This is a genomic window from Chlorobiota bacterium (assembly GCA_016710285.1).
In the GTDB taxonomy this organism is placed as follows: Bacteria; Bacteroidota; Ignavibacteria; order OLB7; family OLB7; genus OLB7.
Map to the genome: position 1 here is coordinate 590,673 of JADJXR010000001.1, position 24,533 is coordinate 615,205.

Here is a 24,533-nt window from a genome sequence, read left to right on the forward strand (position 1 = left end):
GAGTGTGGGCGGCGATGCTTCCCCCCCCGATTACTTCTTCTTCCCGAATCGGAATTTCGGTTTTGGACCGAAGAAGCGTTTTAGGATTTGCCGAAGCATCAGCAGCAACAGGTCCGCCAGCGATCCCCCCTGCTTGCTTTGCATGTGCAGGATCATCTGAAGGTCGTGAAGATCGTCGCGGGTGATGTTCCGCAGCCCGGCGTGCTTCTGCTCCCCCCCTTTCACAACATCGTGAAGCAGCTCGTTCAGGCGTTGCGCAAGGGCTTGCAGCTGGGCACGTTGCGCGCTGTCGGTTGCCGATTTCAGCAGCATCTGAACGTGCTCGTACAACAGTGCCGCCTCGCGCAAGCTGTCGGCATCCATCCCTTCATCAAAATCCTGCTCCACCTCGGCCAGCAGTTGCCGAATCTCCTCAATCTCACTCTGCTGCAACACGAATAAGGAATCGGCCGAGATGTCGTTGACGTTGACGAACACCCGCGACAGCTGCTCAATCTCGCGCCCGTACCACTGCCGCAATCCCTCCACAATTTCGCCACGCAGCGTTGCCGCCCGTTGGGTCAGCGTTTGCAGGTGCGATTTCATCCGCCCCTTCTCCCGCTCGAACCCCGCCGAAGAAAGCTGCCGCTGCATGGTGCCGATCTCCTCCTCCAATTTCTTCAAATCGCGCTGGCGTGGGGTGGACCCGCGCGAGGCAAGGTCGGAAAGAAGTTTTTCGTCGGGATAGAGGACCGCGTCGCCAATCTTGATGGTGTTGATCCGAATGGTCCCCCCCAGGGCTTCGCGGAGTTTATCAACGTCCAGGTGGGCCGCGCCGTCGGTGACGATCAGCATCTCGGCCCCGGAAAGCGCCGCGCTGACGCGGATGTCGGCAGCGGCCTGCAAGATTGCCCGCTCCAGCACCGTTCCATTCCCCAGCTTGGTAAGCCGCATCACGTAGCGAAGAAGGTTCTGCAAACTGGGGGCATCAATCGCCGTTTGCAGCGGACCAAGATCGGTGTCGAAGGTCCGAAGGTAGATATGGCCAAGCTCCTTCAGGTTCCGCTTCAGAAAAACGTAGGCCACGGCTTTGGCCATTTGGAAGCGGTGGTGCGAGGCCATCGAGGTGCTGGTGTCCAGCAGCAAATAAACCTTCTGCTTGAAGTTGTTCGGCGAGTACTCGCTGCTGCTGTTGCCGAACGGGACAATCACCGGGGAGCGGGGGATATTGATCCAAAGGCTGCGCCGCGCGTACCGCTCCATAAACACTTCTTCCGGCAGCAGATGCTGGTGCGGGAATATCCGTTGCAGGTCGGTGTAGCTTTGCATCAGCGCGGCCTCGTACTCTTCCCCGTGCGAGACGTTCCGGTTTGGCTGCCACTCGCGGTCGTTCAGGCGTTTCTCCACGGCGGCCTGCGGCGCAACCGACATGGCCGGCTCGATGGACTTAAACAGCGGCGAGTTTGGGTCCTCCAGCACCCGGGCAATCTCGAACACCGCCGTGAAATCCTCCGGCAGCAACTCCGTGATGTCCCGCATGTACCCGAACTCCTCCATGTGCTGGAAGAAGGAGCTATGTTTCAGGACATCGTGCTTCATGGGAAAAGGAATGAAGGATGATTGATGAATCGGAAGCGTTGCCGCCGGATGCTTATTTGAAGGCCGACCCCGATCCGCCGGTGTTGGCGTGGAACAGAATCCAGGCTTCGTGCTGAAGCTGGTGGCGCAGGTCGCGGATTTCGTCGGTGGCGGGCTGGAATTTTTCCAGGAACTCGGTAAGCAATCGGCGGTTGTTCTCCACCTGCATCTCGGCCGCGCCGAACGTTTCGCGCGCCCATTCCCGCAAGGTCCGCTTCACGCTGATGTTTTCGATGGAGGTGATCGGCTGCTGCAACAGTTCGGGATGGGCGCGAAGCTCATCCAACAACGTCTTGAACTCTAACAGGGTTCGGAGTTGCTCGAACGCATGGGTTGCGCCGAACTGGTGGCTAAGGGTTGAGCAAGCCTTGTTCCAGATCTGCCGCTCCTCCTCGATTCCAACAGTGGTGAACAGCACGTACAGTTTCTCGATGTCTTCCAGCGTGACGCTGCTGCGCCCGTGCATGAAGGCAATGGCGCGCAGAAGATCGAACGACTTCATCTGGCGGCGGGGGGAGATGTAGAAGTCGCGGCCCGGAAGCACGTCGGGGCGTTGGGCAAGCTGGCGGTTGCGAAGCTCCTCGTAGTAGCGGATCACCAAGTTGGTGTAATAGACCACGTCGGGGGCAATGGTGATGGTGTGCTGCTGGCTGGTTCCGGTGCACACCTGCCAGACGGCATGAAGCACCTGGAAGGAGATTTTCTTGGGCGGCTCGGCCGGTTGCCCGCCATGCTGCAAATACTGCTGCGAGATGCGGTATTGAACGAACGGATCCTTGTCGGGGAAGACAACGGATTGGTAGATGAAGCGGTCCAGCAGTGCCTCGGTAATCTCGGTGATGCGAAGGTAGTTGGTGGCCGCCAAAACGGTGTGGATCACCGACTTCTGTTGCTGCACCCCCAGCACCAAACGGCGTTCGTTCAGCAGCGAGAGGAGTGCGCGAAGGGTGAAATCGTTGGCATCGAAGATTTCATCAATAAAACCGAACTCACTTTCCACCAACGACCCCGCGGTGTTGTGGATGATGCGGCCCCGCTTCAGTTCCTCAACATCCAACCCGCCGAAGTAGGTGTCGGGCTGTTGTTCTTTGGAGGCTTGGACCTTGAAATAGCGCGCGCCGCTGAACATCAGGAATATCTGCTCGGTCAGCAGCGTTTTCCCGACGCCGGTGCGGCTTTGGATCAGAGCGTGTTCGCCGGTAAGAATGGCGCAGAACAGCTGCTCGATGATGTCGGTTCGGTTGATTACCCGCTTGTTGACGAACTCAATCGCGTCCTGCAGGTCAAGGATGGTTTTTTGGATGTCGAGCGTACCAGGTGTGGATTCAGGCATAAGCAGAACGGTTGGCCGGTAATTGCCGGAAGGCTTGCGTGGGCATCATCGTGGCATGCATTGCCGATGACAGAATTGAACCCCCGTAAACTACACAGCAAAACCATTTCTATCAATCGTTCCACGCACGAATTATTCCGCCACCCACAACATCATCCCCTTCGTACAGCACCACCGACTGCCCGGGGGTGATTGCGCGGCGTGGTTCGTCGAAGGTGACGTGCAAGGTTCCGTCGGCATCGGTTCGGCAGGTTGCCAGCGCGCCGTCGTCCTTGTAGCGGATTTTGGCAAGCAGCCGGCGCGGCTCGGGGATGGAGTCGTACTTGATAAGATTGACGTTGTTGGCCGTCAGCCCGCGGTGCATCAGTTGGTCCGCGGTCCCAACTTCCACGGTGTTGTTCTGCGGGAACACGCCGATCACAAACAGCGGCTCGGGCGCGGCAATCCCAATCCCCCGCCGCTGCCCGACGGTGTAGAACGGATAGCCGTTGTGCTTGCCAATCACCTCTCCGTCGCGAACGATCTCACCATCGGCAACGTTTTCTTCCAACCCCTCCACGTTGTCGCGAAGGAACCGTTTGTAGTCGTTATCGGGGATAAAACAGATCTCGTACGACTCCCGCTTCCCCGCCACCGGAAGGTTCAGCCGATGGGCAATCGCACGGGATTCCGGCTTGGTTAGGTGGGCAAGGGGGAAGATGGTGCGGGCAAGGGAGTTCTGCTCAACGGCCCACAGGGCGTAGGATTGATCTTTCTCACGGTCGTTTCCCTTGCTTAAAATATGCCGCCCGGTGGCCGGGTCCTGGCGAAGTTTGGCGTAATGCCCGGTGGCAATCCAATCGGCACCAAGCGAGTCGGCGCGGCGGAGCATCTCGGCCCACTTGATTTTCCGGTTGCACATCACGCAAGGGTTCGGGGTGTCGCCAGCAAGGTAGCCTGCGGTGAAGTAGTCAATGATCTCGCGGCCAAAGACCTCGGTGAAATCATAGACGTAATGGGGGATTCCCAGGGCCATTGCAACGCGCCGTGCATCGTTGATGCCATCCAGCGAGCAGCAACTGGTGTCGCTCCCGACGTTGCCGCCAACATCTTCGTAGCGGTAGGTTTTGATGGTGATCCCGATCACCTCGTACCCCTGCTCCACCAGCAGCGCGGCGGCCACCGATGAATCCAATCCCCCCGACATCCCAACAACAACGCGCTTGCTCATGCTCTTTTGTGGATTATGACTTCACTCTGAATTTTCTCTTTCACACTCTCTCTTTCTCCGCGCCCGCTGTGGCTGCGTTTTTTTATGGATGATCGGAAGCACGCCCCGCTGCATACAAGAACGTTCGGAACCCTCGGTTCTTCTGGTTCAGGAACTCCTTCTCCAGCGTCATTCCAATGGCTTGCGCCACCTTTGCCGAGCCGTGATGGTCGCACGCCATGTTGGCAACGATTCGCGGAAGCTGCAACGTGGCAAGGCCATAGTCACGGATTGCCGTTGCTGCCTCGGTGGCATATCCCTTCCGCCAATGGTCGGCATGGATGATGTATCCCAGATCGTTTTCCACCACTCCGTTCACCTCCGACTCGATCAGCCCGCAATCGCCAATCACTTTCCCCGATTCCTTCAGCACCGTTGCCCATCGGCCCAGGGTGTTGGCGGTTGCCGCGTAGGTTTCAAGGCTTCGCCGAAGCCACCGCTCGCTTTGCTCCAGCGTGAACGGAGCAGGCCAGAACTGCATCGTCGGCAAGGTTCCAAGAATGCCGTGCAGGGTGGGAAGCTCATCTGGTTGCCACTGCCGAAGTATCAGCCGTTCAGTTTCAAGGATCATCATGGCACAGGCATTTATGGTTATTCCCGCAGATAGCCATCGTTGCGGCTTAGCATCTGCATCGTCTCGTACTCTTTCACTTTGGGGACCAGCTCCTGCAAATATTGGCGCAGGAACAACAGCCGTTCGTCCTCGGAAAGCATCTCCAACATTTTCTGCCGCAGGCTTAGCTCCAACCCTGCTTTTTGCCCCATGCGGAAGGCCGCGCCTCCGGTAATCCATTGCGACGGGTCCAGCAGTGGCTCGGCCTCGCCATACACCACTTCGGCAAGCTGGTTATACAAGCGGATGGTGCTCTCCAGAAGTTCGAAATCGGGAGGCTGGGTGGTTTCGTCGTCGAACGTTTCTACGTGGGCAACAAGGTAGGGTTTATCGCCCGAGTGGTAACTTCCGATGCGGAAGCGATCGGTGCCCGCCACCACAATCTCCATCTTGCCATCAGGATAGACGTGGAGCACTTTTTCCACCTTTGCCAAGCATCCCACGTTGGCCATTTTGCTCTGGTCCACAAGGTTGATGCCGAACGTGCCATTGCTCTCAATCGTTTCGCGGACCAACAGCTTGTACCTCGGTTCAAAAATCCGCAAGGGATAGAGCGAACCGGGGAACAAAACGATGTTGAGTGGAAATAGGCCAATCAGCATATCGGGAGTGCGCGTCGTGTGTGTGAGCTCGCAGAGTATCTGGAGAGAGAGCAGGAAAACGACAGCGGCGGGGCCGAAGGCTGCTTCAGCCCCGCCGCCAAGCGTCATTATCGCCGCACGAACTGCAGGTAACGGGCGTTGATCCGTTCCCAGTTCAGATTATTGATAAAGTTCTCGACGTACGCGGCACGTGCCCAGCCATCTTTGTGGTAGTAGGCGTGCTCGAAAACGTCGCACGGAATGATCGGAATTCCACCCCACATCGCGCCGTAGTGGTGCTCGTCCACCTGAAGGTTCATCAAGCGTCCGGAGTAGAGTTGGTCGTAGGCCAACACCCCCCAACCGGAGAGTTTTGCGGCCACGCAGGCGGCTTTGAAGTCGGCGCGCCAGGCCTCGAACGATCCAAACTCAGCCTCGATTGCGGCTTTAATTTCGGGTCCTTTCGACGGGTCGCCATCGCCCCCCATCACCTCCCAATAGACATCATGGAGCAACGCGCCGGCATGGTTCCAGGTGAATCGGCGTTTCAGTTCGCCAACCTGGGAGTAGTTGCCGTTGGCGGCGGCGCGGTCGGCGGTTTCCAGTTCGGTTTCAATCTTGTTCATGGCATCCACATAGCCTTTGTGGTGCTTGTTGTAGTGCCAGTCGGCGGTCTCGGCATCAATTACCGGGGCAAGAAGGTCTGCGGCTTCGGCATCGCTGTACGGACGCGGGCGGAATTCCCATTGATATGCCATTGTGCTGTTTGGAAGTAGTGTGTGAAAAGAACGTGTTAGACGGCAGGGTGAGCTTGCGCCCGCCCCCCCTGAAGGGCCGGTAACTTGCCGATTTTTCCGATGCAGCGGAAAGGGGTGGGGTAAGAAAATGTTGCCACCCGGGCGGCAATCCAACAACTCCGCTTTGGCGCGGCAAAGGAACGCAAACGGGGTGCACGCCATTGGCCTGCACCCCGTTGAGTATCACCGTTGGGTAGTTCGCAGATGATCTGAATTATTTGGCCACCACGATGGTTCCGCGAGCCTCTTTCTGGCCAGCGACGATCTGGTAGAAATAGACTCCATTGGGAAGCTCGCTGGTGTTGACCACCACCGACTGGCTTCCGGCCGGGAAGTGTTGCTCGCTTGCTTTGGCCCCTTTGATTGTGAAGAGGTTCAGCGACAGCTCGCCTGCGGTTTGCAGCTCGGTTGGGAGGGTCATGGTTGGGTTGGCAGCGGCTGGGTTTGGCGCGATTTTCACGCCGGTTACCAGATTGGCTTCATCAACGCCAGTGGTACTGGTTGGGGCGCAAGCAACGATGTCGCGGGCCACGCTTTCTGAGGTAAACTCCACGCCGAAGGTCATCTGGACGTTGGCGCATTCGGTTTCGCCAATCGGCAGCGTCACCGTCACTTTGCAGTACGGGGATTTCCCTGGCTCGACGAGGTTCGCGTTATACACGCTCTGTTTGGCATCGTAGCAAAGGTCCCCCCAGCAGACTACCGTTGTTGAAGTGTCGGGGCTTGGCAGCTCGTTTTTTGTGCGTGAGGCAATAAGCGAAATGGGGGCGTTCGTGGTGTTGACTACATGGAAGATGTAGTCCAGCGTAATCAAGTTGTACTCCTTGAACACGGTAACGTGTGGTTCTGCTTCCATATCCACGCTAAAGCTGTTGCTTTGCGCCGAAGCAGCGGCTGGAAGGGAGCAGATTCCTGCAAGAAGGAGCAGTGCGGTAGAAAGGATTTTTCTCATCATCATGGTCATCGCCCTCGGTGTTAGTTGTGTTGCGCAAAATTAAAGCAGCTGCGCGCCCCGAACAAGCGTCGGGGCGCGCAGTTTTGCAAGCGTTGTTTTAATGGACAACCGTCATGGAACGGCTGGCCGAGCGTCCGTTGCTGCTCAGCGTGACAATGTAGCTGCCTGCTGGAAGCGTGCTGACATCCAAGCGGAGGGTGTGAACCCCTGCTTCGGCAAAGCCTGGGTTCAGGGTCATCACCTTCTCGCCATTCATTCCAATCACGTTCACGGTGACTTCACCGCTTTGCAGCAGCGAGTAGTTGAACGTGGTGGTGGTGGCGGCCGGGTTCGGCAGGTTTGCCGAAAGGGTCATTCCAACACCAGTTGTTGGTTGGTCGTTCACCCCCGAGGAAGGCTCGCTTTCGGTGGTTGTGGTTGTGTAGCTCTGGTCCAGCGTGGTTGCGCCGGCTTTGAACTGCAGGGTCACCGTGCCGTTGCTCTTTTCGGTTGTTCCAGTGACGTACAGCTGCACGGCAATGGAGGCACCTGGCGGAAGCGTGATGTTGCCCGAGGATGTTCCTGGATCAAGCTGGGTGCTGCCAAGTTTCATGTAGCTGCTCCAGCCCGTTGGAAGGTTGTTTTGCGTCCGCGTGACGGTCAGTTCTTGCGGGGCATCGGTCAGGTTCTTGATCGTGGTCGTGTAGCTGGCCGTCTCGCTTGGCTTGATGGTTGCTTGCCACTTGCTGGTGGTTTGCGAAATGATCGCGCCGGTCGGTCCGCCGGTTGGGAACGGAGCTTTCACCCCCTGAAGGATTTCGCCGTAGTTGTTTCCATCGTTCATGTGGGCCAACACCACCAAGTGGCAATCCTCGAATTTGATTGGCAGCTTGTTGTTGTTGTCGAACGTGATTTCTGGATAGCTGTCATCGCCCGGCAGCTTCCCTTGATCGTTTTCGTTGGTCACTTTGAAGGTGACGGTTCCTTTCAGGACGCTTCCTGGTGGAAGGATATTCCCTTCAACCAGCATTTCGGAAGGAACGGGCAATTGGGTTCCGTCAATGGTTGGTCCCATCGAGCGCACAGCGTCATGGAACGTCCAGGTGCGGGTCTGCGAAGCGGCTTGGTGATAGACGATTCCGTCTTGGATTACAAGGCCTGTCAGGCGGAGCGTGCGCCCGGCTTTCATTTCAATGGCTTCGGCAGTTGTCACGGTAACTTTTGCCGTTACCATCTGGGTGGAAGCGTCGTAGCTGCTTTCGTCAATGTCAATGGCGGCGGCGGCCACATCACGTTCGGCAAACAGTGTGTTTAAGGCATCGCCCCAAGAACCCAGTCCAATCATTGGATATTGCTCACCTTTGAACACCCGACGTTGGAATGAAGCGTTCGGGAATCCAGCCAGCCCAAGTTTTTGGATGGTGTTGATCCCTTCTGGGAAGTGCATCGGGTCCTTGTTCGTTGAAGAACCACCCTGATTTCCGTGGTAGGAAAGAACCAGCACACGGTCGCCAAGTTGCTGCTTGATGGACTCCAACTCCTGGATACCAGCAAAGCATGGCGGGCACCACGATCCGCCACCTTCTTCGATAACGGCGGTAAATGGCTGGGTCTTCAGGTTCTCAACCACCCACACCATCACGTTGATGGTGATGGTCTTGTTTTTGGCATCGTTGGTGGTAAGCGTTGCCGTGGTTTGGTGCTTGCCAACCGACAGCGTGGAGGAATTCACATTCAGCACCAGGTTTGCCGTTGCGCCCGGCGCAACCGTCAGCGGTTGCGGAGCGGTCAGCCAGGGCATTGCGCCGGTGGCCGAGCCGGTCAGGTCAATAACGCCACGGTTGGTCACTGGGACCCGAATCGCCTTGTTATCCCCTTTGTTGACCGTCACCACGTAGTTGGTTTGGTCCACCGAGGCAATCGCGACTTGCGCGCCAGGTGTGAACTGGAAGACCTTGGCATTGTTCAAGCCGCCAATCCAGTAGAGGGAGTTGCCATCGCTTGGCATGGTGCCAACATTGTAGGTTTTTACTGGCAGAGCGTAATCGGCAGCCCATTTGTTTGTTGCTGGGTCGTACTTGTACACTGCGTCCAATTCCTCGCTGCTTGCGCCACCGGCCACATAGACTTTCCCCCCCAACACCCCTGCGCCAGCGCGTTGAACGGCAACTGGGTAATTAGCAATCGCGGTCCAAGTGATGGTGCCGCCCGAGACAACGCCTTTGTAGGCAGTGGCTACGCTTCCTGAATTAGTAACTCCACCAATCAAGTAGATGGTGTCGCCAATAGCCGTTGCCGTAGGATATTGGGCATTGTATGGACCATTTCCGGCAGTTGCCCATGTGTTGGTTTGGGGATCGTACACACGAACCGTGGTGTTGTACACAAGGCTGTTGTTTGCCACGGTGACCCCAGCCATCAGGTAGATTTTTCCATTGACCACCGCTCCGGCTCCATTGAACCACCACGCTGGAACTGGCGTTTTGGCCGTCATGGTGTTCGATACCGGATCATACTCATAGACTTGCGGAGCGGAGATCGTCACCTGCTGGCCATTTTGAACCCCAGTGTACGACCCGCCCAACAAGTAGATTTTGCCATTAACAACGCCACCATATCCACCCATTTTAGGCTCGTTGATTGGGGCAACAACGCCGGTTGTCCAGCTTGAACCGTTCAGAATATCCAACGAACGCCCGCCAAGCAGGTATTCCGTTGAAGAAGCTCCGCCCCACGTGTAGAGCTTGCCGTCGTAAATGGCATTGATGCCAAAGTTTACCTGGTCGCTCAATGCCGGAAGTTCGGACCACTGGGCTTGTGTTGTGCCGAAGCACAGGACGAAGAGCATCGCTGCGGCAAGCAGCCGGCCCTTCCATCGTGTGTAGAAGTTTGTCATGGAAACACTCTCAGATTGGTGAGGTTAGTGTATGTGTTTTTTGGAGAAGCAGGTTGTCAAAAAGCAGATTTGCCCACAGCAGAGAGAGGCCGCAAGCGAAGCCCGGAAAGAAGTACACAGGAGCGTGAGATAGGATACGCATCCTTAAAAATCTCAGCATCCCGAAAACGGTGTTGGTGCAGTTGGCCTGATATGGGGCAATCAGGCAAGCAACCCAACCAATCCGCAAAAGGTTTCAACAGGGCGAAGCTATGGAAGGGGAACCGGAGCGGCTGCGATAATAGCCGATAGAATCATTTCTGGCAATGGCATTCTTCACGGAATTATCAGGACAGATGGAACGCAGGGAATGAAATAGCAAAAACGAAGAGAATAGAGAGAGAAGGAAAGCCCAAAAACAATCACGAAGCCAGCAAAGCAGAGAATGAGACAGATCAATTAGAACCTACTCTCTCTCTTTACGGTTGGCTCCTTCCCTTACTCATCATCCCCCAAATCATCCAGCAAGTGGATGGCTTTATCAACTTCCTCATCTATCTGCTTCGCGATCCGCTCGGCAAGTTTGTACAGGCGCAGCAAGGCTTCGCTGCTGGAGGCCTCCAAGTTATCGTGCGAGATTCGGAACACAACTTCCCCCGTCTCGTTACGCATCGTCAGGACGTACTTGTAGTTTTCCTTAATCCGCCGGATCGTGAAGGAGGATTTTCCCTTCAGATTGGAGACGTATTCGTCTGGCTCGTCGCCAAGCTCCCAGATAATTTTCCGTTCCACCGTTCGGGTGTGGAGTTTATCCACCAGAACGTCGTAGTTCGGGTCGTTATCTAAATGCTGGTTTGCTTGCGGGTCGTTGGCAACGGGGCGTTGTGCAGGGTCCATAAAGGGCGGGAAGTTGGTTGCTGCAAAGGAACGTTTGTGTGGGAAGGAACATCACCGGAAAGGGGCGTTGCACAGCAACGAGCCCTTTCCGGTAATCATCAGCGGCGGGCGGGCGGAATCGGCGGTGGCTACACGCCAAAGCTGGAACCGCAGCCGCACGTCTTCATTGCATTCGGGTTGTTGAACACGAACCCGCGCCCGTTCAAGCCATCGGTGTAATCAAGCTCGGTCCCCATCAAGTAGAACAGGCTTTTGTTGTCAATAAACAGGCGCGTATCCTCCAGCGTAATCTCCTTATCTCCATCGCGCATCTCGGCATCGAACGTCAGGGTGTAGCTTAACCCTGAGCATCCGCCGCCGCGCACGCCAACGCGAAGCCCGTAGGTATCGGGGATGCTGTTTTGCTCCCTGATTTTCCGCACTTCGGCCAATGCTTTCTCGGTGATAGTTATCGGTGAAGGAGCGGCTGCAACGCTTGGCTCGGCTACGATCACGTCATCCATTATGATGGTACTCCAAATTGATGCTTCTGTGTTCTGTGTGCTTTATTCCCCCCCCGCACTCAACTTCTGCTTGCCCCAAGACGAACAAGATTGGCGGCGATTGCCACCGCCCAAACGGCGGTGCGAAATCAGCCGCAACAAACATCGTTCCCCCCGCCCATCTGTGCAAGTATTGATCGGCAACAATGGAAACAATCGGCCATGATTCCCCAGAAAGGAAACAAATGGGAACAGCCCAAGCCTACGGGAAGCTCCGCTCCGCTGTGTATGTTGTTGGCGGTCCCCTGCGGAGCAAGGGGTTCAACGCTCACCAGTAGATCATCATGCAACGTCTGAAAGATAAAGTCGCCGTTGTCACCGGCGCGGCTGTTGGGAACGGGCAAGCCTTTTGCCGCCGGCTTGCCCAGGAAGGGGCCAGCATCATGATTGCCGACATCGCCGATGCTGGCGAGGCAATGGCCGGGGTTCAGGAAATTGGCGGCCAGATTGATGCCACCCGCGCCGATGTCACCAGTGAAGAACAGGTCCGCAAAGTCTTCCAAAAAACCATTCGGAAGTATGGCCGCGTTGACATTGTGGTCAACAACGTGGGGCTGTACCACGAAGAACCGTTCGAGCTGATCAGCTTCGACGAATGGAAACGGATGCTCTCGGTGAACCTGGACAGCTTGTTCCTCACCACAAAGTATGCCCTTCCTTCCATGAAGGAGAACGGATTCGGCAGGATTATCGCCCTTAGTTCCGACACCATCTGGCTTGGCACGCCATACCTGACCCACTACGTCGCCGCCAAAATGGGGGTGGTTGGGTTCGTCCGCTCGCTGGCCAGCGAGGTTGGGAAATATGGGATCACCGTCAACGCCATCACCGTGGGGCTAACAGCAACCCAACGCCCAGCAAACGAGAAATTGGTGGGAAGCATTCTGCAGCATCTGCTTCCCCAACAGGCTGTCCAACGGGGGGATGAACCGGACGACATCGCCGAGGTTGTGGCCTTCCTTGCTTCGCCCGCTTCCTCCATTATCACCGGCCAAACCATCAACGTGGATGGCGGCGTGGCGCGGCATTAACACGGGGAACGTGGCAGGGGCTTGCGTGCAAAAAAACCGCCGCCGCTCCGTCGCGCTGTTTCCCATTTTTTTCCCTTCTTTGCAGCCAACCACAGGTACCGGATCACACAGACAACCGTCCACAGACATGATACGAACCGCACAACACCGGCTTGCGCAACGGGCAACTTCCATTAACGAGGCCGTCACGCTGGCGATTGCTGCCGAGGCAAAACGGATGCAGGCCGCCGGGATTCCGGTGATCTCCCTTTCCACTGGCGAACCCGATTTCCCAACGCCACAAATCATCAAGGAAGCGGCGTTCGACGCAATCAACAGCAACTTCACCAAGTACACCCAGGCCGAAGGGATTCCAGAGCTGCGGAAGGCGGTTGCCGAGAAGTTCACCGCCGAAAATGGAATCCCAACGGAAGCCCAGCAGGTGCTGATCTCTTGTGGCGGGAAGCATTGCTTGTTCAATGCCCTTGCGGCAATCGTGAACCAAGGGGATGAAGTGGTGATCCCTTCCCCCTACTGGACCAGCTACCCGGAGATGGTGAAGCTGGTGGGGGGAACCCCTGTGCTGGTGGAAGCTGGCTACGAATCGGGCTACCGGATGACCCCGGACCAACTTCGCCAGGCAATCACGCCGCGAACGCGCGCCATGATTATCAATTCGCCCACAAACCCAACCGGAGTGGTCTATTCCCGGCAGGAGATGGAAGCGTTTGCCGAGGTGATTGCCAAGGCCGGCATCTACGTGCTGTCGGATGAATTGTACGAGAAGATCACCTACGACGGCAACCAGCACGTCTCCATTGGCTCCTTCCCGCAGCTTCGCAACCTTGCGCTGACCATCAACGGTGTCTCCAAAGCCTTCTCGATGACCGGCTGGCGCATTGGCTACATGTGCGGTCCTTCCGACGTGATTGCGGCTGCGGGGAAAATCCAAGGGCAATCGGCATCGAACCCCGTCTCGGTCAGCCAAAAGGCTGCGCTGGCCGCGCTGACCATTCCAGAGGTTGCCGATGATGTTAAAAAAATGGGAGAAGCATTCTTGCGGCGGCGGGATTTGATTGTGGAGTTGCTACAGGCAATCCCTGGCGTGCGGTTCCATATCCCCGGCGGGGCGTTTTACATCTTCCTGAACGTGGCGCAGTTCTACAACGAACAGATTCCCGACAGTGCCGCGCTGGCTGGTTACTTGCTGCGCGAGCATCTGGTGGCAACGGTTCCCGGCTCCGGATTCGGCGATGACCATGCGATCCGCCTAAGCTACGCCTGCGCAGAAGCTGACATTCGGGAAGCGGTCAAGCGGATTGGCGAAGGATTAGCAAGCCTGCAACGCTAAGTCCGCGGCGGTCGCTCCGGGGGGCATCTTTCCGTTCTTCCTTTCCTACGGTAGGCGGCCAATGCTGACGTTGGTGTTGATCCCGTACTTGCGGATTTCCTCAATCATGCCGCGGGCGTTTTTCAGGGTCAGCATCAGTTCGTTCGTCAGGGTGCTGTCGTTAATCAGTTTGGCAACGATTCCGTTTCCGTTGCGAAGGTCGCCAACCAGGCCATCAACATGGGCAATCAGGGAATCGGCACGGCGAAGCACCGAAGAAGAGGAGGTGATGACGGCGCGGGCATCGGTAGCGGTTTGCTCCACCGCAGCAATCGAGCGTTCAATGCCCGGGGAGGAGCGTTGCAGAAGGCCCCGCAGCTCGGTGATCGTTCCATCCAAATTGCTGATTGTCTGCTCCAGCTTCCCACGGTTATCGGCCACCAGAAGGTTGAGCGAGCGGGTGAGTTGCGCGGCGTTTTCCACCGTCTGCTCCACCCCGTTCCGCAGTTGCGGGGATCCAATCAATCCGTTGGCAAAACCGATGGTGGTGTCAATCCGGACCAGCAAGGCATCCACTTTGTGGGCAATCTGGTCGAACGTTCCAACCACTGCTCCCAAATCCCCCGCCACCACGCATGGGATTGCCGCGCTGGCCGGCAGCGGACGCTCCGACTTTCCAACACTCACCTCAATTTTTTTCCCGCCAGTAATCTCCAGCATCTGGATTGTTCCGGTGGCATCTTCTTTCAGCGGAACTGTGGGGTCAATCCCGGCCTGAATCATTACGCCATTGGGGGCCGACTGGACGCTTATCACGCTCCCCTTCCGAACGCCATTCACGGTGATGACCGATCCGGCATCAACGCCAGAAGTGTTGGAAGCGGTGAAAACGATAACACGTTGCTCCACGCCGAACGCCGCCCGTTTCCCCCACACGATCCCGCCAACAAGCAGAACAAGAGCAACCAAGGAGATCAACCCGACGCGGGCTTCCTGTGATGTTGTGGATAACGCCATAAACGTGAATGCCGAGGAAGAAATGGGAAGTTGGAAATTGGTTGTGGCCGGAATCGGGGGGCGGGGCGGCCTGCCTTGTCTCGCGCTTTTTTTCCCCCGAAAACAGCGCAGCCCCGGAACCCGTCCGGGGCTTCGCAGAAGGTTGACACGGGAACGCTGTTCGATGGAACAAGCCGGAACAGCATCGGCCCGGTTTAGAATGGAAGATCGTCGTCGGCAACGGAGGTATTGGCCGGAGCGGAAGTGTAGCTTCCCTGGGACTCGCCGGTGCTGCCGGACATCCCGCCAGACATACCGCCGCCGGTATCGCCACCGCCCCCCTGGCCGCCATCCACGAACACGAAATCGGTTCCAACAATCTCGGTTATGTAGCGGGTTTGCCCTTCTTTGTCCTCGTACTTACGGGTTTGCAGGCGACCTTCCACATAAATTTTGCGCCCTTTCTTCATGTACTGGGCGATAATCTCCCCGGCTTTCCCCCAAAAAACAACGCTGTGCCACTCGGAGCGCTCCACCATGTTTCCTTCCTTGTCCTTGTAGCTCTCGTCGGTCACGACTTTGAAGGAGCAGATTGGCATTCCGGTTTGGGTGTGGCGCAGTTCGGGATCGTTCGGCTGGATGTTGCCGATAATTGTCACTTTGTTCAAGCTCCGTGCCATAGTACACTCTCCGTTGTGTGGTTACGATATTGTTGGTGAAGGACAAGGGCTTGCGCCGCAAGTCCCGATGGTTGGTGTTTGGTAGTTATGGAAATCGTGGGTCGAAAATACGCCATGCCATACCAAGAACCAACAGCCGAAGCCTATCGGCGTGAAGTTTCTGTGAGATGTTTCGGGCCTTTCACCCGTTATGAAGGATAGTTGGAAGAAAGAAGAACTCTGCCAATGCAAAAAACTTGTTGCCTGCGTGGGGCGATGGGTGTATTTTTCTACCCGCTGCTCCCCGCCACCGGCGGCAGAGCGGCAGAACAAACAGGCAGCAGATCAACCAGATAGCCATCTACGTAGGCTCCTTTCCTTACCTGCTACTTCCCAAGCAACATCCATCTTCTTTACGGCAATGCCCGGCTGCATCGGCACACGGGGCGGGTCGGCATCTTCGCTGAATGGAAGCGTTTTGCACATAATCGCAGTATTAACAACAACGCAGTATGAGCTCACACACGGAAAAGTATAAGGGCAATATCGTCCAGGGATTGCTCTTCTTTGGCATCTTGCTGGTGGCCGCCTACGGCTTCCAAAAATTTGTCATCACGGACCTCTTCTCCTCGGTCATCATCAGCTTGTTCGCGCCCGACGAAGTGAAGAACCACCACCCCGACCCCACAACCAAAGCGGTCGTGGATCCGGAATTCATCATGGACATGACCAGCAATGAAGTCCGGTCCGAAGCAGGGAAAGATGGTGGATATAACAAGCCCGCAGGGTCTTGGGTTATCAAAGCCGAAAAATTAGGGGAGGAGCCGATTGAGATCATGCCGGAACTTACCTTCGGCGTCTTCTCCCTCTTCTTCGGGTTTATCTTCGCCATCATCATCACGGCCATGCTCCCAACACCGATTGGCTACGTCTCCAATAAAATGGAGCGGGAGATTGAGCACACCATTGACCGCATTGATGAGCAAACCGGCGATAAAATCTCCCGCGAGGAGATCGAGCGGATCACAGCCGCGAGCTCTCACGATGATTTAACGCCGATTGAGAAGGAGTTCGGTCCGGTGATCGTCAACGAAATCAACGACGTTCGCCAAGCCAACAAATGGAAGCGGAACAAAGTGCTGGTCACCAAAGGCTTGCGCCTGTACATGACCCGCCACTTTGCCGAGCGGTACAGCAACAACGTCCAGGGCTTTGCCTACGGCGGCGCGGCTATCCTTATCGTGATTATCGGTATTCGCGGTCTGAAGTTTATCCCGCCAACGCAGCCTTCAATCCTTCTTGCAGCCATCGCGCTGGAGTTCACGATGCTTCTGCTGCTGGCCACCACGCTCTTCTACACCGAAGAAGAACAGCGCATGGACAAACTGATCCGTGACCTTGAGGAAAGCTCCGAAGGACAGAAGTATGAGCTGATTAACCTGGTGCGGACCTCGCAACAGCAACAGCGTGACTTGGCCTCGATGGTGGATTATATCCAACGCCAGACCGAGAACTTGCAGAAAATGGCCGACGCGCTCACCGGCGCAAATCGCGAGTATATCATCCAAGTTGCGCAGCGTGCGGTGGCCGAGTACGTCACCAAAGAAACCAGCATCGAAATCACCGAGAAGGTGATCCGCGAGCGGATTGATGAGGCAATGCGCCAGATGTTCGGCGGCAACAGCCCGCAGCAGCTTGACCGCGGCTAATCGGTAAAGGCCGCAGCCAGTGCAAAATGGAACGGGGATTGAGCTTCCAAGAACTCAATCCCCGTTCTTTTTTTCTTTGGAGTCCCGCATCAACTCCATCAGATCCCGCACCTTCGCCACCGATTCTTCCCCCCCTTGCTCCAGCCACATTCCATCGGCCAGCCGCCGGAACCACGTCATCTGCCGCTTGGCGTACCGGCGGGTGGATTGCTGGATAAGCTCCACCATCCTCTCATAACCAAACTCTCCTGCGCGGTGGCCGATTGCTTCGGAATATCCCACCGTCCGCATCCCAGGGTCGCTGGCGGTGAAGCCTTCGGCAAGCAGCCGGTCCACCTCCTCCATCAGCCCCGATTCCAGCATCTGGATCACCCGTTGGTTGATCCGGCGATAGAGCAGGTCGCGCGCGGGGGAAATCACCACGTACCGGGGAAGAAATCGCCCCGATGCGGAACCTCTATCACCGCTCCCAGCCGAAAGGAAATCGCTGTATGGCTGCCCCGTTTGGATGTAGCAGGCCAATGCCCGCAACGTTTTTGCGCGGTTGTTCGGCGAGTGCGCTGCCGCCGCTACCGGGTCCACCGCTTGGAGTTGGTGGTGCAAGGCATCGTACCCCTCGGCTTCCAATCGCTGCTCCAGCATGGCGTAAACATCGGGGTCGGCGGTGGGGGCGGATAGCCCCTGGAACAAGGCCTGCACGTAAAAACCGGAACCGCCAACAACAATCGGGATGTTGCCCCGCCGCCACACTTCTTGGATTGCAGCGGCGGCATCATCGGCAAACCGGCCAGCGGCGTAGCGTTCGTTAGGAGGAAGAATGTTGATAAGGTGATGCGGAACCTGCTGCAATTCCTGCGGGTTTGGCTTCGCGGTCCCGATATCCATCCCGGTGTAAATCTGCCGCGAATCTGCCGAGATGATCTCAACCGATGGGCCAATGCGTGCCGCAAGTTCCAGGCTTAACGCCGTCTTCCCCGATGCCGTTGGCCCAACGATTACCAGCAATGCGTTGTTGGTGTTCATGGTGCTGGTCTCCTTTCTGCGGCCACCATCGGCTGCGGGCCGTTGCTCACTCCTTCTCCCACCCTTCCCGCCCAATCAGCGGCACAAACTTGAAGTCGCCGTGGTCAAACTCCTCGAACTGATCGCTTTCCCCCTGGCGTGCGAACACTTTCATCCGTTGGGTTGCTTTCTCCCCAATCGGGATCACCATCCGCCCGTTTGCCGCAAGCTGCCGCAGCAATGCCGGCGGTGCAGCCGGCGCGCCAGCGGTGACGATGATCCTATCGAACGGAGCAAAGGCACTCCAGCCCACGGTTCCATCGGCAACGCGCATGGCAACGTTGCAGCCAATCGCTTCAAGGCGTTGGCGCGCTTGGTTTAGCAAGTCGGCGTGCCGCTCGATGGTGAACACACGCAGCCCCAACGCCCAAAGCACCGCCGCCTGGTAGCCGCTTCCGGTTCCGATTTCCAGCACGTTCATCCCCGGTTTGGCTTCCAGCAGCTGCGTCTGGAACGCCACAGTGAAGGGTTGGGAGATGGTCTGGTTGCAGGAGATTGGAAGCGCGCCATCTTCCCAGGCACGATGCCGGAAGGTGGCTGGCACAAACTCCTCGCGAGGGATTTTCGCAATGGCCTTCAGCACCGCTTCGTCGGTGATGCCGCGCAGGCGGAGTTGCTCCAGTAAATCCTCCCGTGAGGTTCGCAAGGAAGCGGTAGCAGAGTCAGGTCTGTTGAACATTCGTTGGTTATGCCCGTTGTCGTGTTCGGGTTGTTGTTTGGTTGTTGTGTTCGGTTGCGCCGTTTCCGCTCAATCGGGTCCGCAGGGTCTTCCGTTCGCGGCGGTGGACCGTGGTTTCCAGCGCGCCCAGCAGGGCCATTCGTAACGTGTCGGTGGATTGGTTGTAGTGAAGCACTCCATCCTGGGCGTAGCTGATGTTCCCGGTCTCCTCGCTCACAATCACCGCGAACACATCGGCCTGTTCGGTGATGCCAAGCCCGGCGCGGTGGCGCGTCCCCAGCGAAAACTCCCCCGAACCCGCCACCACGCTGAACGGCAAAATCACCCGTGCCGATTGGATCTGGTCGCCACGGACAATCACCGCGCCATCGTGCAGCGGAGATTTTGGGTTAAAGATGGAGATGAGCATCTCCATGGAAAGCCGTGCATTCACCGGAACGCCGGTATCCACCGATAGCGAAATGTCGCTGGTGCGGGGAAGGATCACCAACGCGCCATATCGGCGAAGCGCAAGCTCCTCCGCAGCGGCCACAATTTGGTTGATGGTATAGCTGGCATCGTACCGCTCGAAGGTGGTAAATAAGCCATTGCGCCCAACCAGCACCAGCAGCCGCCGAAGCTCCGGCTGGAACAGAATAATCAGCGCAATCACCCAGATGTCCCCCACCGTGCGGAGTATCCAGCTAAGCAACTTCATATCCAGCGTCTGGCTGATAAAGCCAACGGCCATAATCAGCAGAACGCCCAGGAAAATCTGCGCGCCGATTGTCCCCCGCAGCACCGAGTGGAGCCGGTAGAGCACAAACGCAACAATGGCGATGTCGAACAGATCAATCGCCCGAACGTGCAGGAATCCTATGGAGAAAAGTTCAGCGTCCATGCGGGTAGCGCGGGTGTTTGGCGGAAGCTATTGGCGGGGGCGTTAGACGTTCCCCATCACCCCGTGGTCTTCGTAGGCTTTAATGATTTCCTTCACCAACCGGTGGCGAACAACGTCGGCTTTTTCGAAGTTGACAAAGCCGATGCCTTCAATTCCGCGCAAAATTTTCTCGGCTTGCACCAGCCCGCTTTCCACGTTTTTGGGAAGATCAATTTGGGTTACATCGCCGGTGATGATTGCACGGCTGTTTGCGCCAAGCCGTGTCAGGAACATCTTCATCTGCATGGTGGTGGCGTTCTGCGCCTCGTCCAAAATCACGAAGGCATTGTTCAGGGTTCGCCCGCGCATGTAGGCCAACGGCACAACCTCAATGCCACGGCGTTCCATCATTGCCTTCAGCTTGTCGGCTGGGATCATATCATCCAGCGCGTCGTACAGCGGGCGCAGGTACGGATCCACCTTCTCCTTCAGGTCGCCGGGAAGGAAGCCCAGACTTTCGCCAGCTTCAACCGCAGGGCGGGCAAGCACCAGTTTGGTGATTTCGCGGTTGCGGTATGCGGCCACCGCCATTGCCACGGCAAGGTAGGTTTTGCCCGTTCCCGCCGGCCCAATCGCAAACACGATGTCGTTCTCGCGAACAAGCTGGTAGTATTTTTTCTGGCGATCCCCTTTGGCCTTAATCACCGTCTCCTTCGCAAACAGGATCACTTCATCAAGGTCCTGGCCCTGCAGTTGTTGTTGTTGCTCGGCACGCCCACCAACCACAAGGTCCATGATGGTCTCAACATCGCTTGCGTGCAGCGTTCCGTTGCGCTGGACCATGTAGATCATCTCCTTGATGATCTTCTCAATCAGCTGCGCCTCGGCCGGTTCGCCGCGCAGCACCGCAACATCGCCGCGGACGGTGATTGTGGTGTCGAAACGGTTTTCCAGTATCGTCAGATTAGCATCGTTGAATCCCAGCAACGCAAGCTGGTCAACGCCATTCAGTTTGATTTTGCGTTCGATAGTTTCCATACGGTGGCGAAGATAGGAATTTGGATTGGGTATCACAGAACAAAGCCTGCCGGAGGTGATCCGGCAGGCTTTGAAGGTTTGCATTGCTTTGGTTGCGGTTACTTCTTCTCGCCGCTTCCAGCTTCTTGTTGGTCCACTTGTTGGGCGCGTTCGGCAGCAGCGCGGCGGGCGCGTGCGGCGGCCGCTGCGGCAATTTTTTTCTTGCGATAGTACAACCGCTCGGCGCGCATCTCCTCGTCGCTTTTCGGGCCGCGTGGCGGGATCGTCAGCTTTTGGCCTGGGTAGATCACGTCAGGGTTGCGGATCTGGTCGGTGTTGGCCTGCCAGATTTTTGGCCACATGAAGGCATCGGAGTAGATCTCGTTCTTCTCGGCGATGTTCCACAAGCAGTCGCGGTCCTTGGACCACGTGCCAACGGTGTAGTATTTCTTGCCGCGCCCGGCGCGTTCGCGCAATTGGTTGATGTCCGACTGCATGGAGATCAGTTTGTTGTAGAACTCCGGCAACACTGCAATCTTGTTGCGGCGGATTTCATTCATCTCGGTCTGCAGGGCATCAATCTGTGCGATGTTGTCGGCAAGCTGTTCATCGCTCATGTTTTTCATCTCGCGGATGCGGTTTTCCAGGCGTCCAACGCGTTCGCGGAAGGCGTTCACGTCGGCCTCGGTTGCGCCAATCATCGCGTAGATAGCGTCGTTGCAGGCCTTGACATCGTTGCGGATTTGGGCAAGGCGTTGCTCGTTCTGGGTTTTCTCGGCGCTTAAGGCATCGGCTTTGTCCTGCAAGGCTTTCACCTTCAGCCGCCACTCGTTGATGCGGATTTCGGCTTGTTTTTTGGTCAGCAGGGAATCGGCCATGCTATCCGGTGCGCGGTCGCCATCTTGGGCGAACACCGGAGCGGCAAGCAACATGGCGATCAACGCCAGATATATTGTTCTCATTAGTGGTTTCCTCCGTTAGTTCGTTGATGGGATCAGCGTCGTGGCTTCGATTCTGTGGGCTGTTGGGCCGGGACCTCTGTCCAGTCAGGCCAGACGTTGGGCCATTGTGCCATCTTCCCCTCAATAAACTGCTTGGTGCTGTTGCAGCGGTCAAGCTCCGACTGGCGCGAGTTGATCTCGCTTTTCAATTGGCTGATTTCGCTTTCTCTCATGCGAATCTGCTCGTTCAGCGTGCGGTCCTCGGCCCGCAGCCGGCGCATTTCGGCAAGCTGTTCTTCGGTAATCATGCTGGTGCAGCCAGTCAGTACCGAGAAGCAAGCGGCGGCAAGCATCAGCGCGCCTGCCTTTAATGTTCGGTTCATGAATTGTGCCTCCGTTATCCGGTTGTATAATGTGGGATAGGAACTGTCAAAGAAGGACAGACGGTTTGGCCGGGATTGTTTTGCATCAAGCGAAGGCGTTATCACTACTCTATCGTGGTCTTCAACATGTGGATGCGGCTGGCGCATCGCTATCGGTATCGTTGCTCATGTTCATCGGAAGGCCGCGCCAAATTAGGAAAAAAACGCTGCAATGCTACCCGGCACGGAGGTTCAACGGTGGAAAAATTGAAGAAGTTAGCAGAAGCCACCTCAAGCAACCTTTTGTGGCAAACACCTGAAACAGCCGCCACCAGCGAAATATCAGGGAAAAGCGGTAGCGGATTCACCACCCGCAGGCGGCACACATCGTGCAGCCGAACGCTGGCCATGCAAACAGCATCACCCCCCAATCCACCAACTTTTTTTTTGTGCAACTCAGAACTGTGGCCGCTTCTAACGGTTGGCGTGGCCGGTCGGGAATAGATTGAAAGAGTGGGCAAAGGGAAGCACATCCCGCACGCCCCACAACATTGGCCATGACATACTCACCGGTCTTCCGGCAACCTATTCCCGACATGAAAACACTACTGATCCATGCTACAGCTTTCCTGCTGATGACACTGGCAGCCATTGCGCAGCCAGCACCAAACCAACCGCCAAACGGCGCAACCGACCTTGACATCAACGTCACCCTAGGCTGGCGACCGCTGAAAACCGCCGTTAGCTACGATGTTGAGATTTCCCTGAACGAGGCCTTCACCCAGATCTACAACGTGTTGGCAACGGAGGCCACCACAACCGAGGCCACCAATCTGAACTACTCCACCACCTACTATTGGCACGTCCGTGGGGTTGATTCAAGCGGTGAGGCTACGGCCTGGAGCGGCACGCAATCGTTCACCACGGTTGCCGCCACCGGAATCCCGCAGCCCCTTTCCCCAGCCGACGGCGCAACCGATCAGCCCACCAGCGTTACCTTACAATGGAGCAGCGTTCCGGGGGTGGGGCAGTATGACGTGCAATGGAGCAGCGACCCCGCATTCCCTTCCGGAGCCGCGCAGTTGGCAACGGTTGGGGGAACCTCGCACCCGCTTCCTACGCTTGGATACGGGACAACAATCTACTGGCGCGTTCGCGTGGGGGCGGTTACGGCTGCGCCCGGTCCGTGGTCGCGGTATGCTGCGTTCTCCACTGGCTTCCCCGCTCCCGATCCGCTGGCCGCGCCGTTGCTGATTTCGCCAGCACATGGCCAAGCGAACCAGCCGGAATCGGTGACGTTGGTGTGGCACCACGTGGCCGCACAAGAACCGATCTACGACGTTGAGGTTGCCACCGATCCCACCTTCGCCACGGTTGCCTACTCCAACAGTGGATTGACCGACACAACCTACAGCCTAAGCAATCTTCCTGCCGGAGGAACCTACCACTGGCGCGTCCGTGCCGACAATGGGGAAGTGGCCAGCGATTGGTCCGGAGTGTTCACCTTCTCCACCGCGCCGGAATCCCCCATCAGCCTGCTGGCTCCGCAGCTGCTAACCCCGCCGAACGGCACCCCCAGCGCGCCACTTGTCGTCACGATGACGTGGGACAGCATCCCCGAGGCTGCCGACTACGAGGTCCAGATCGGCAAGGACCCGGCGTTCGAGGCGGTTGACACCACCCTTATCCGCAACACCGCATCGGCCGAGCTTGCCGGATTGCCAAACGCCACCACCTACCACTGGCGCGCCCGCGCACGGAACGGAGCCGCCAACAGCGCGTGGTCCCGCCCCTTCCGGTTTACCACCGAGGCCGAAGAACCCGCGCTCCCTTCCATGCCGCAGCTTACCGCCCCGCCCGACGGCTCCACCAACGTGATGAACCCCGTTCAGCTTCAGTGGAAAGGGGCAAGCAACGCCCAAAGCTACGTGGTGGAAATCTCGAGCAGTGGTGAGTTCGCCGGCGAGCAGACGAAGCTCTCCACCACCGCCGTTGCGCAGTATCTGGACACGTTGCCGGAAGGAACAAAGCAGTGGTGGCGGGTGCGCGGGGCAAACCAGTATGGCCAAAGCCAGCCAACCGCGCCCTGGACCTTCACCACCTTCACCAGCACGCCAACAGGGGTGGAAGCCGAGGAAGAAATGGCAATCGGATTGGATGCTCGCATCTATCCAATCCCAACGTTCTCAACCATCACCATCCAGCTTCCCGAAGGGACGGCGCACGGAGCAAGCATCAAGCTGTTCACGGCCCAGGGAACGCAAGCGGCCGCAATGGAAATTGAGGCAGGGGGAACGGCAGCCACAATCGCAACCGAAACGATTCCGGCGGGCATCTACTGGTGCGTGGTTCGCGCCGCCGAAGGAACCGCCACGCGAACAATCGTGATACTGAAATAGCGCAAGCCAACAGGCGAACATCATACCAGAAAAAAAGAACAGAGAAAGCCAATACAGAAAGGAGAATACACC

At 57.2% G+C, this 24,533-nt stretch carries 22 protein-coding genes; 4 read left to right on the plus strand and 18 right to left on the minus strand.

Annotation, left to right across the window (positions count from 1 at the left end; translation table 11 throughout):
• Positions 1 to 30: 30 nt before the first annotated feature.
• The 10 genes from IPM61_02090 to IPM61_02135 all read right to left on the minus strand — a co-directional run bounded on the left by IPM61_02090 (position 31) and on the right by IPM61_02135 (position 11,399).
• Positions 31 to 1,578: a VWA domain-containing protein gene (locus IPM61_02090; GenBank protein ID MBK8910096.1), complete on the minus strand. Its 1,548-nt coding sequence runs from the start codon at positions 1,576 to 1,578 to the stop codon at positions 31 to 33.
• A gap of 52 nt (positions 1,579 to 1,630) precedes the next feature.
• Positions 1,631 to 2,950 (minus strand): MoxR family ATPase, encoded by a 1,320-nt coding sequence (locus IPM61_02095; GenBank protein MBK8910097.1) that lies wholly within the window; start codon positions 2,948 to 2,950, stop codon positions 1,631 to 1,633.
• A gap of 112 nt (positions 2,951 to 3,062) precedes the next feature.
• Positions 3,063 to 4,160: a tRNA 2-thiouridine(34) synthase MnmA gene (gene mnmA / locus IPM61_02100; protein ID MBK8910098.1), complete on the minus strand. Its 1,098-nt coding sequence runs from the start codon at positions 4,158 to 4,160 to the stop codon at positions 3,063 to 3,065.
• An 82-nt stretch (positions 4,161 to 4,242) separates the two neighbouring features.
• The gene (locus IPM61_02105; protein MBK8910099.1) at positions 4,243 to 4,773 is read right to left on the minus strand and encodes a GNAT family N-acetyltransferase; all 531 of its coding nucleotides are present in this window, start codon (positions 4,771 to 4,773) and stop codon (positions 4,243 to 4,245) included.
• Positions 4,774 to 4,790: 17 nt separating this feature from the next.
• The gene (locus IPM61_02110) at positions 4,791 to 5,414 is read right to left on the minus strand and encodes an LON peptidase substrate-binding domain-containing protein (protein ID MBK8910100.1); all 624 of its coding nucleotides are present in this window, start codon (positions 5,412 to 5,414) and stop codon (positions 4,791 to 4,793) included.
• A gap of 107 nt (positions 5,415 to 5,521) precedes the next feature.
• Entirely contained in the window at positions 5,522 to 6,151 is a 630-nt protein-coding gene (locus IPM61_02115; GenBank protein MBK8910101.1) for a superoxide dismutase, read from the minus strand.
• Between the two features lie 253 nt (positions 6,152 to 6,404).
• Positions 6,405 to 7,148 (minus strand): T9SS type A sorting domain-containing protein, encoded by a 744-nt coding sequence (locus IPM61_02120; GenBank protein ID MBK8910102.1) that lies wholly within the window; start codon positions 7,146 to 7,148, stop codon positions 6,405 to 6,407.
• Positions 7,149 to 7,242: 94 nt separating this feature from the next.
• Positions 7,243 to 10,020: a T9SS type A sorting domain-containing protein gene (locus IPM61_02125; protein ID MBK8910103.1), complete on the minus strand. Its 2,778-nt coding sequence runs from the start codon at positions 10,018 to 10,020 to the stop codon at positions 7,243 to 7,245.
• Positions 10,021 to 10,497: 477 nt separating this feature from the next.
• The gene (locus IPM61_02130) at positions 10,498 to 10,896 is read right to left on the minus strand and encodes a hypothetical protein (protein MBK8910104.1); all 399 of its coding nucleotides are present in this window, start codon (positions 10,894 to 10,896) and stop codon (positions 10,498 to 10,500) included.
• Between the two features lie 128 nt (positions 10,897 to 11,024).
• A complete protein-coding gene (locus IPM61_02135; GenBank protein ID MBK8910105.1) occupies positions 11,025 to 11,399 on the minus strand; it encodes an iron-sulfur cluster assembly accessory protein in 375 nt (124 codons plus the stop codon).
• Between the two features lie 323 nt (positions 11,400 to 11,722).
• On the opposite strand from IPM61_02135, the gene IPM61_02140 reads away from it, so the two are divergent.
• Both IPM61_02140 and IPM61_02145 read left to right on the plus strand, forming a co-directional pair.
• On the plus strand, positions 11,723 to 12,469 hold the full coding sequence (locus IPM61_02140) for an SDR family oxidoreductase (protein MBK8910106.1): 747 nt from the start codon (positions 11,723 to 11,725) through the stop codon (positions 12,467 to 12,469).
• 127 nt (positions 12,470 to 12,596) lie between these two features.
• Entirely contained in the window at positions 12,597 to 13,799 is a 1,203-nt protein-coding gene (locus IPM61_02145) for a pyridoxal phosphate-dependent aminotransferase (GenBank protein MBK8910107.1), read from the plus strand.
• Positions 13,800 to 13,844: 45 nt separating this feature from the next.
• On the opposite strand, the gene IPM61_02150 is transcribed toward IPM61_02145, so the two are convergent.
• Together IPM61_02150 and ssb are read right to left on the minus strand one after the other, a co-directional pair.
• Positions 13,845 to 14,795 carry an MCE family protein gene (locus IPM61_02150; protein ID MBK8910108.1) on the minus strand — a complete coding sequence of 317 codons (951 nt, stop codon included), beginning with the start codon at positions 14,793 to 14,795 and terminating at the stop codon, positions 13,845 to 13,847.
• Positions 14,796 to 14,989: 194 nt separating this feature from the next.
• A complete protein-coding gene (gene ssb, locus IPM61_02155; protein ID MBK8910109.1) occupies positions 14,990 to 15,454 on the minus strand; it encodes a single-stranded DNA-binding protein in 465 nt (154 codons plus the stop codon).
• 491 nt (positions 15,455 to 15,945) lie between these two features.
• Here ssb and IPM61_02160 point away from each other — a divergent pair, with 491 nt between their 5' ends.
• Entirely contained in the window at positions 15,946 to 17,142 is a 1,197-nt protein-coding gene (locus IPM61_02160; protein MBK8910110.1) for a hypothetical protein, read from the plus strand.
• Positions 17,143 to 17,196: 54 nt separating this feature from the next.
• Here the strand turns inward: IPM61_02160 and miaA are convergent, their stop codons facing one another.
• From miaA to IPM61_02190, 6 genes are all read right to left on the minus strand, one after another.
• Positions 17,197 to 18,165, minus strand: a complete 969-nt coding sequence (gene miaA, locus IPM61_02165) for a tRNA (adenosine(37)-N6)-dimethylallyltransferase MiaA (GenBank protein MBK8910111.1) — start codon at positions 18,163 to 18,165, stop codon at positions 17,197 to 17,199.
• Between the two features lie 46 nt (positions 18,166 to 18,211).
• A complete protein-coding gene (locus IPM61_02170; protein ID MBK8910112.1) occupies positions 18,212 to 18,883 on the minus strand; it encodes a protein-L-isoaspartate(D-aspartate) O-methyltransferase in 672 nt (223 codons plus the stop codon).
• 7 nt (positions 18,884 to 18,890) lie between these two features.
• Positions 18,891 to 19,763, minus strand: coding sequence for a TIGR00159 family protein (locus tag IPM61_02175; protein ID MBK8910113.1), 873 nt, complete (start codon positions 19,761 to 19,763; stop codon positions 18,891 to 18,893).
• A 42-nt stretch (positions 19,764 to 19,805) separates the two neighbouring features.
• The gene (locus IPM61_02180; GenBank protein ID MBK8910114.1) at positions 19,806 to 20,780 is read right to left on the minus strand and encodes a PhoH family protein; all 975 of its coding nucleotides are present in this window, start codon (positions 20,778 to 20,780) and stop codon (positions 19,806 to 19,808) included.
• Between the two features lie 98 nt (positions 20,781 to 20,878).
• Entirely contained in the window at positions 20,879 to 21,721 is an 843-nt protein-coding gene (locus tag IPM61_02185; protein ID MBK8910115.1) for a LysM peptidoglycan-binding domain-containing protein, read from the minus strand.
• A gap of 32 nt (positions 21,722 to 21,753) precedes the next feature.
• Positions 21,754 to 22,083 carry a hypothetical protein gene (locus IPM61_02190; GenBank protein MBK8910116.1) on the minus strand — a complete coding sequence of 110 codons (330 nt, stop codon included), beginning with the start codon at positions 22,081 to 22,083 and terminating at the stop codon, positions 21,754 to 21,756.
• A gap of 575 nt (positions 22,084 to 22,658) precedes the next feature.
• On the opposite strand from IPM61_02190, the gene IPM61_02195 reads away from it, so the two are divergent.
• Positions 22,659 to 24,461 carry a T9SS type A sorting domain-containing protein gene (locus IPM61_02195; GenBank protein ID MBK8910117.1) on the plus strand — a complete coding sequence of 601 codons (1,803 nt, stop codon included), beginning with the start codon at positions 22,659 to 22,661 and terminating at the stop codon, positions 24,459 to 24,461.
• The last annotated feature ends 72 nt before the right edge of the window (positions 24,462 to 24,533 follow it).

What these genes read in the sequence shown, in the direction of transcription:
- IPM61_02175 (MBK8910113.1), bottom strand. Translation starts at nt 19,763, where the DNA reads ATGGACGCTGAACTTTTCTCCATAGGATTCCTGCACGTTCGGGCGATT.
- IPM61_02095 (MBK8910097.1), bottom strand. Translation starts at nt 2,950, where the DNA reads ATGCCTGAATCCACACCTGGTACGCTCGACATCCAAAAAACCATCCTT.
- mnmA (MBK8910098.1), bottom strand. Translation starts at nt 4,160, where the DNA reads ATGAGCAAGCGCGTTGTTGTTGGGATGTCGGGGGGATTGGATTCATCG.
- IPM61_02110 (MBK8910100.1), bottom strand. Translation starts at nt 5,414, where the DNA reads ATGCTGATTGGCCTATTTCCACTCAACATCGTTTTGTTCCCCGGTTCG.
- IPM61_02115 (MBK8910101.1), bottom strand. Translation starts at nt 6,151, where the DNA reads ATGGCATATCAATGGGAATTCCGCCCGCGTCCGTACAGCGATGCCGAA.
- IPM61_02120 (MBK8910102.1), bottom strand. Translation starts at nt 7,148, where the DNA reads ATGATGATGAGAAAAATCCTTTCTACCGCACTGCTCCTTCTTGCAGGA.
- IPM61_02170 (MBK8910112.1), bottom strand. Translation starts at nt 18,883, where the DNA reads ATGTTCAACAGACCTGACTCTGCTACCGCTTCCTTGCGAACCTCACGG.
- IPM61_02185 (MBK8910115.1), bottom strand. Translation starts at nt 21,721, where the DNA reads ATGAGAACAATATATCTGGCGTTGATCGCCATGTTGCTTGCCGCTCCG.
- IPM61_02160 (MBK8910110.1), top strand. Translation starts at nt 15,946, where the DNA reads ATGAGCTCACACACGGAAAAGTATAAGGGCAATATCGTCCAGGGATTG.
- IPM61_02150 (MBK8910108.1), bottom strand. Translation starts at nt 14,795, where the DNA reads ATGGCGTTATCCACAACATCACAGGAAGCCCGCGTCGGGTTGATCTCC.
- IPM61_02090 (MBK8910096.1), bottom strand. Translation starts at nt 1,578, where the DNA reads ATGAAGCACGATGTCCTGAAACATAGCTCCTTCTTCCAGCACATGGAG.
- IPM61_02145 (MBK8910107.1), top strand. Translation starts at nt 12,597, where the DNA reads ATGATACGAACCGCACAACACCGGCTTGCGCAACGGGCAACTTCCATT.
- IPM61_02180 (MBK8910114.1), bottom strand. Translation starts at nt 20,780, where the DNA reads ATGGAAACTATCGAACGCAAAATCAAACTGAATGGCGTTGACCAGCTT.
- IPM61_02135 (MBK8910105.1), bottom strand. Translation starts at nt 11,399, where the DNA reads ATGGATGACGTGATCGTAGCCGAGCCAAGCGTTGCAGCCGCTCCTTCA.
- IPM61_02195 (MBK8910117.1), top strand. Translation starts at nt 22,659, where the DNA reads ATGAAAACACTACTGATCCATGCTACAGCTTTCCTGCTGATGACACTG.
- IPM61_02190 (MBK8910116.1), bottom strand. Translation starts at nt 22,083, where the DNA reads ATGAACCGAACATTAAAGGCAGGCGCGCTGATGCTTGCCGCCGCTTGC.
- IPM61_02130 (MBK8910104.1), bottom strand. Translation starts at nt 10,896, where the DNA reads ATGGACCCTGCACAACGCCCCGTTGCCAACGACCCGCAAGCAAACCAG.
- IPM61_02105 (MBK8910099.1), bottom strand. Translation starts at nt 4,773, where the DNA reads ATGATGATCCTTGAAACTGAACGGCTGATACTTCGGCAGTGGCAACCA.
- ssb (MBK8910109.1), bottom strand. Translation starts at nt 15,454, where the DNA reads ATGGCACGGAGCTTGAACAAAGTGACAATTATCGGCAACATCCAGCCG.
- IPM61_02125 (MBK8910103.1), bottom strand. Translation starts at nt 10,020, where the DNA reads ATGACAAACTTCTACACACGATGGAAGGGCCGGCTGCTTGCCGCAGCG.
- miaA (MBK8910111.1), bottom strand. Translation starts at nt 18,165, where the DNA reads ATGAACACCAACAACGCATTGCTGGTAATCGTTGGGCCAACGGCATCG.
- IPM61_02140 (MBK8910106.1), top strand. Translation starts at nt 11,723, where the DNA reads ATGCAACGTCTGAAAGATAAAGTCGCCGTTGTCACCGGCGCGGCTGTT.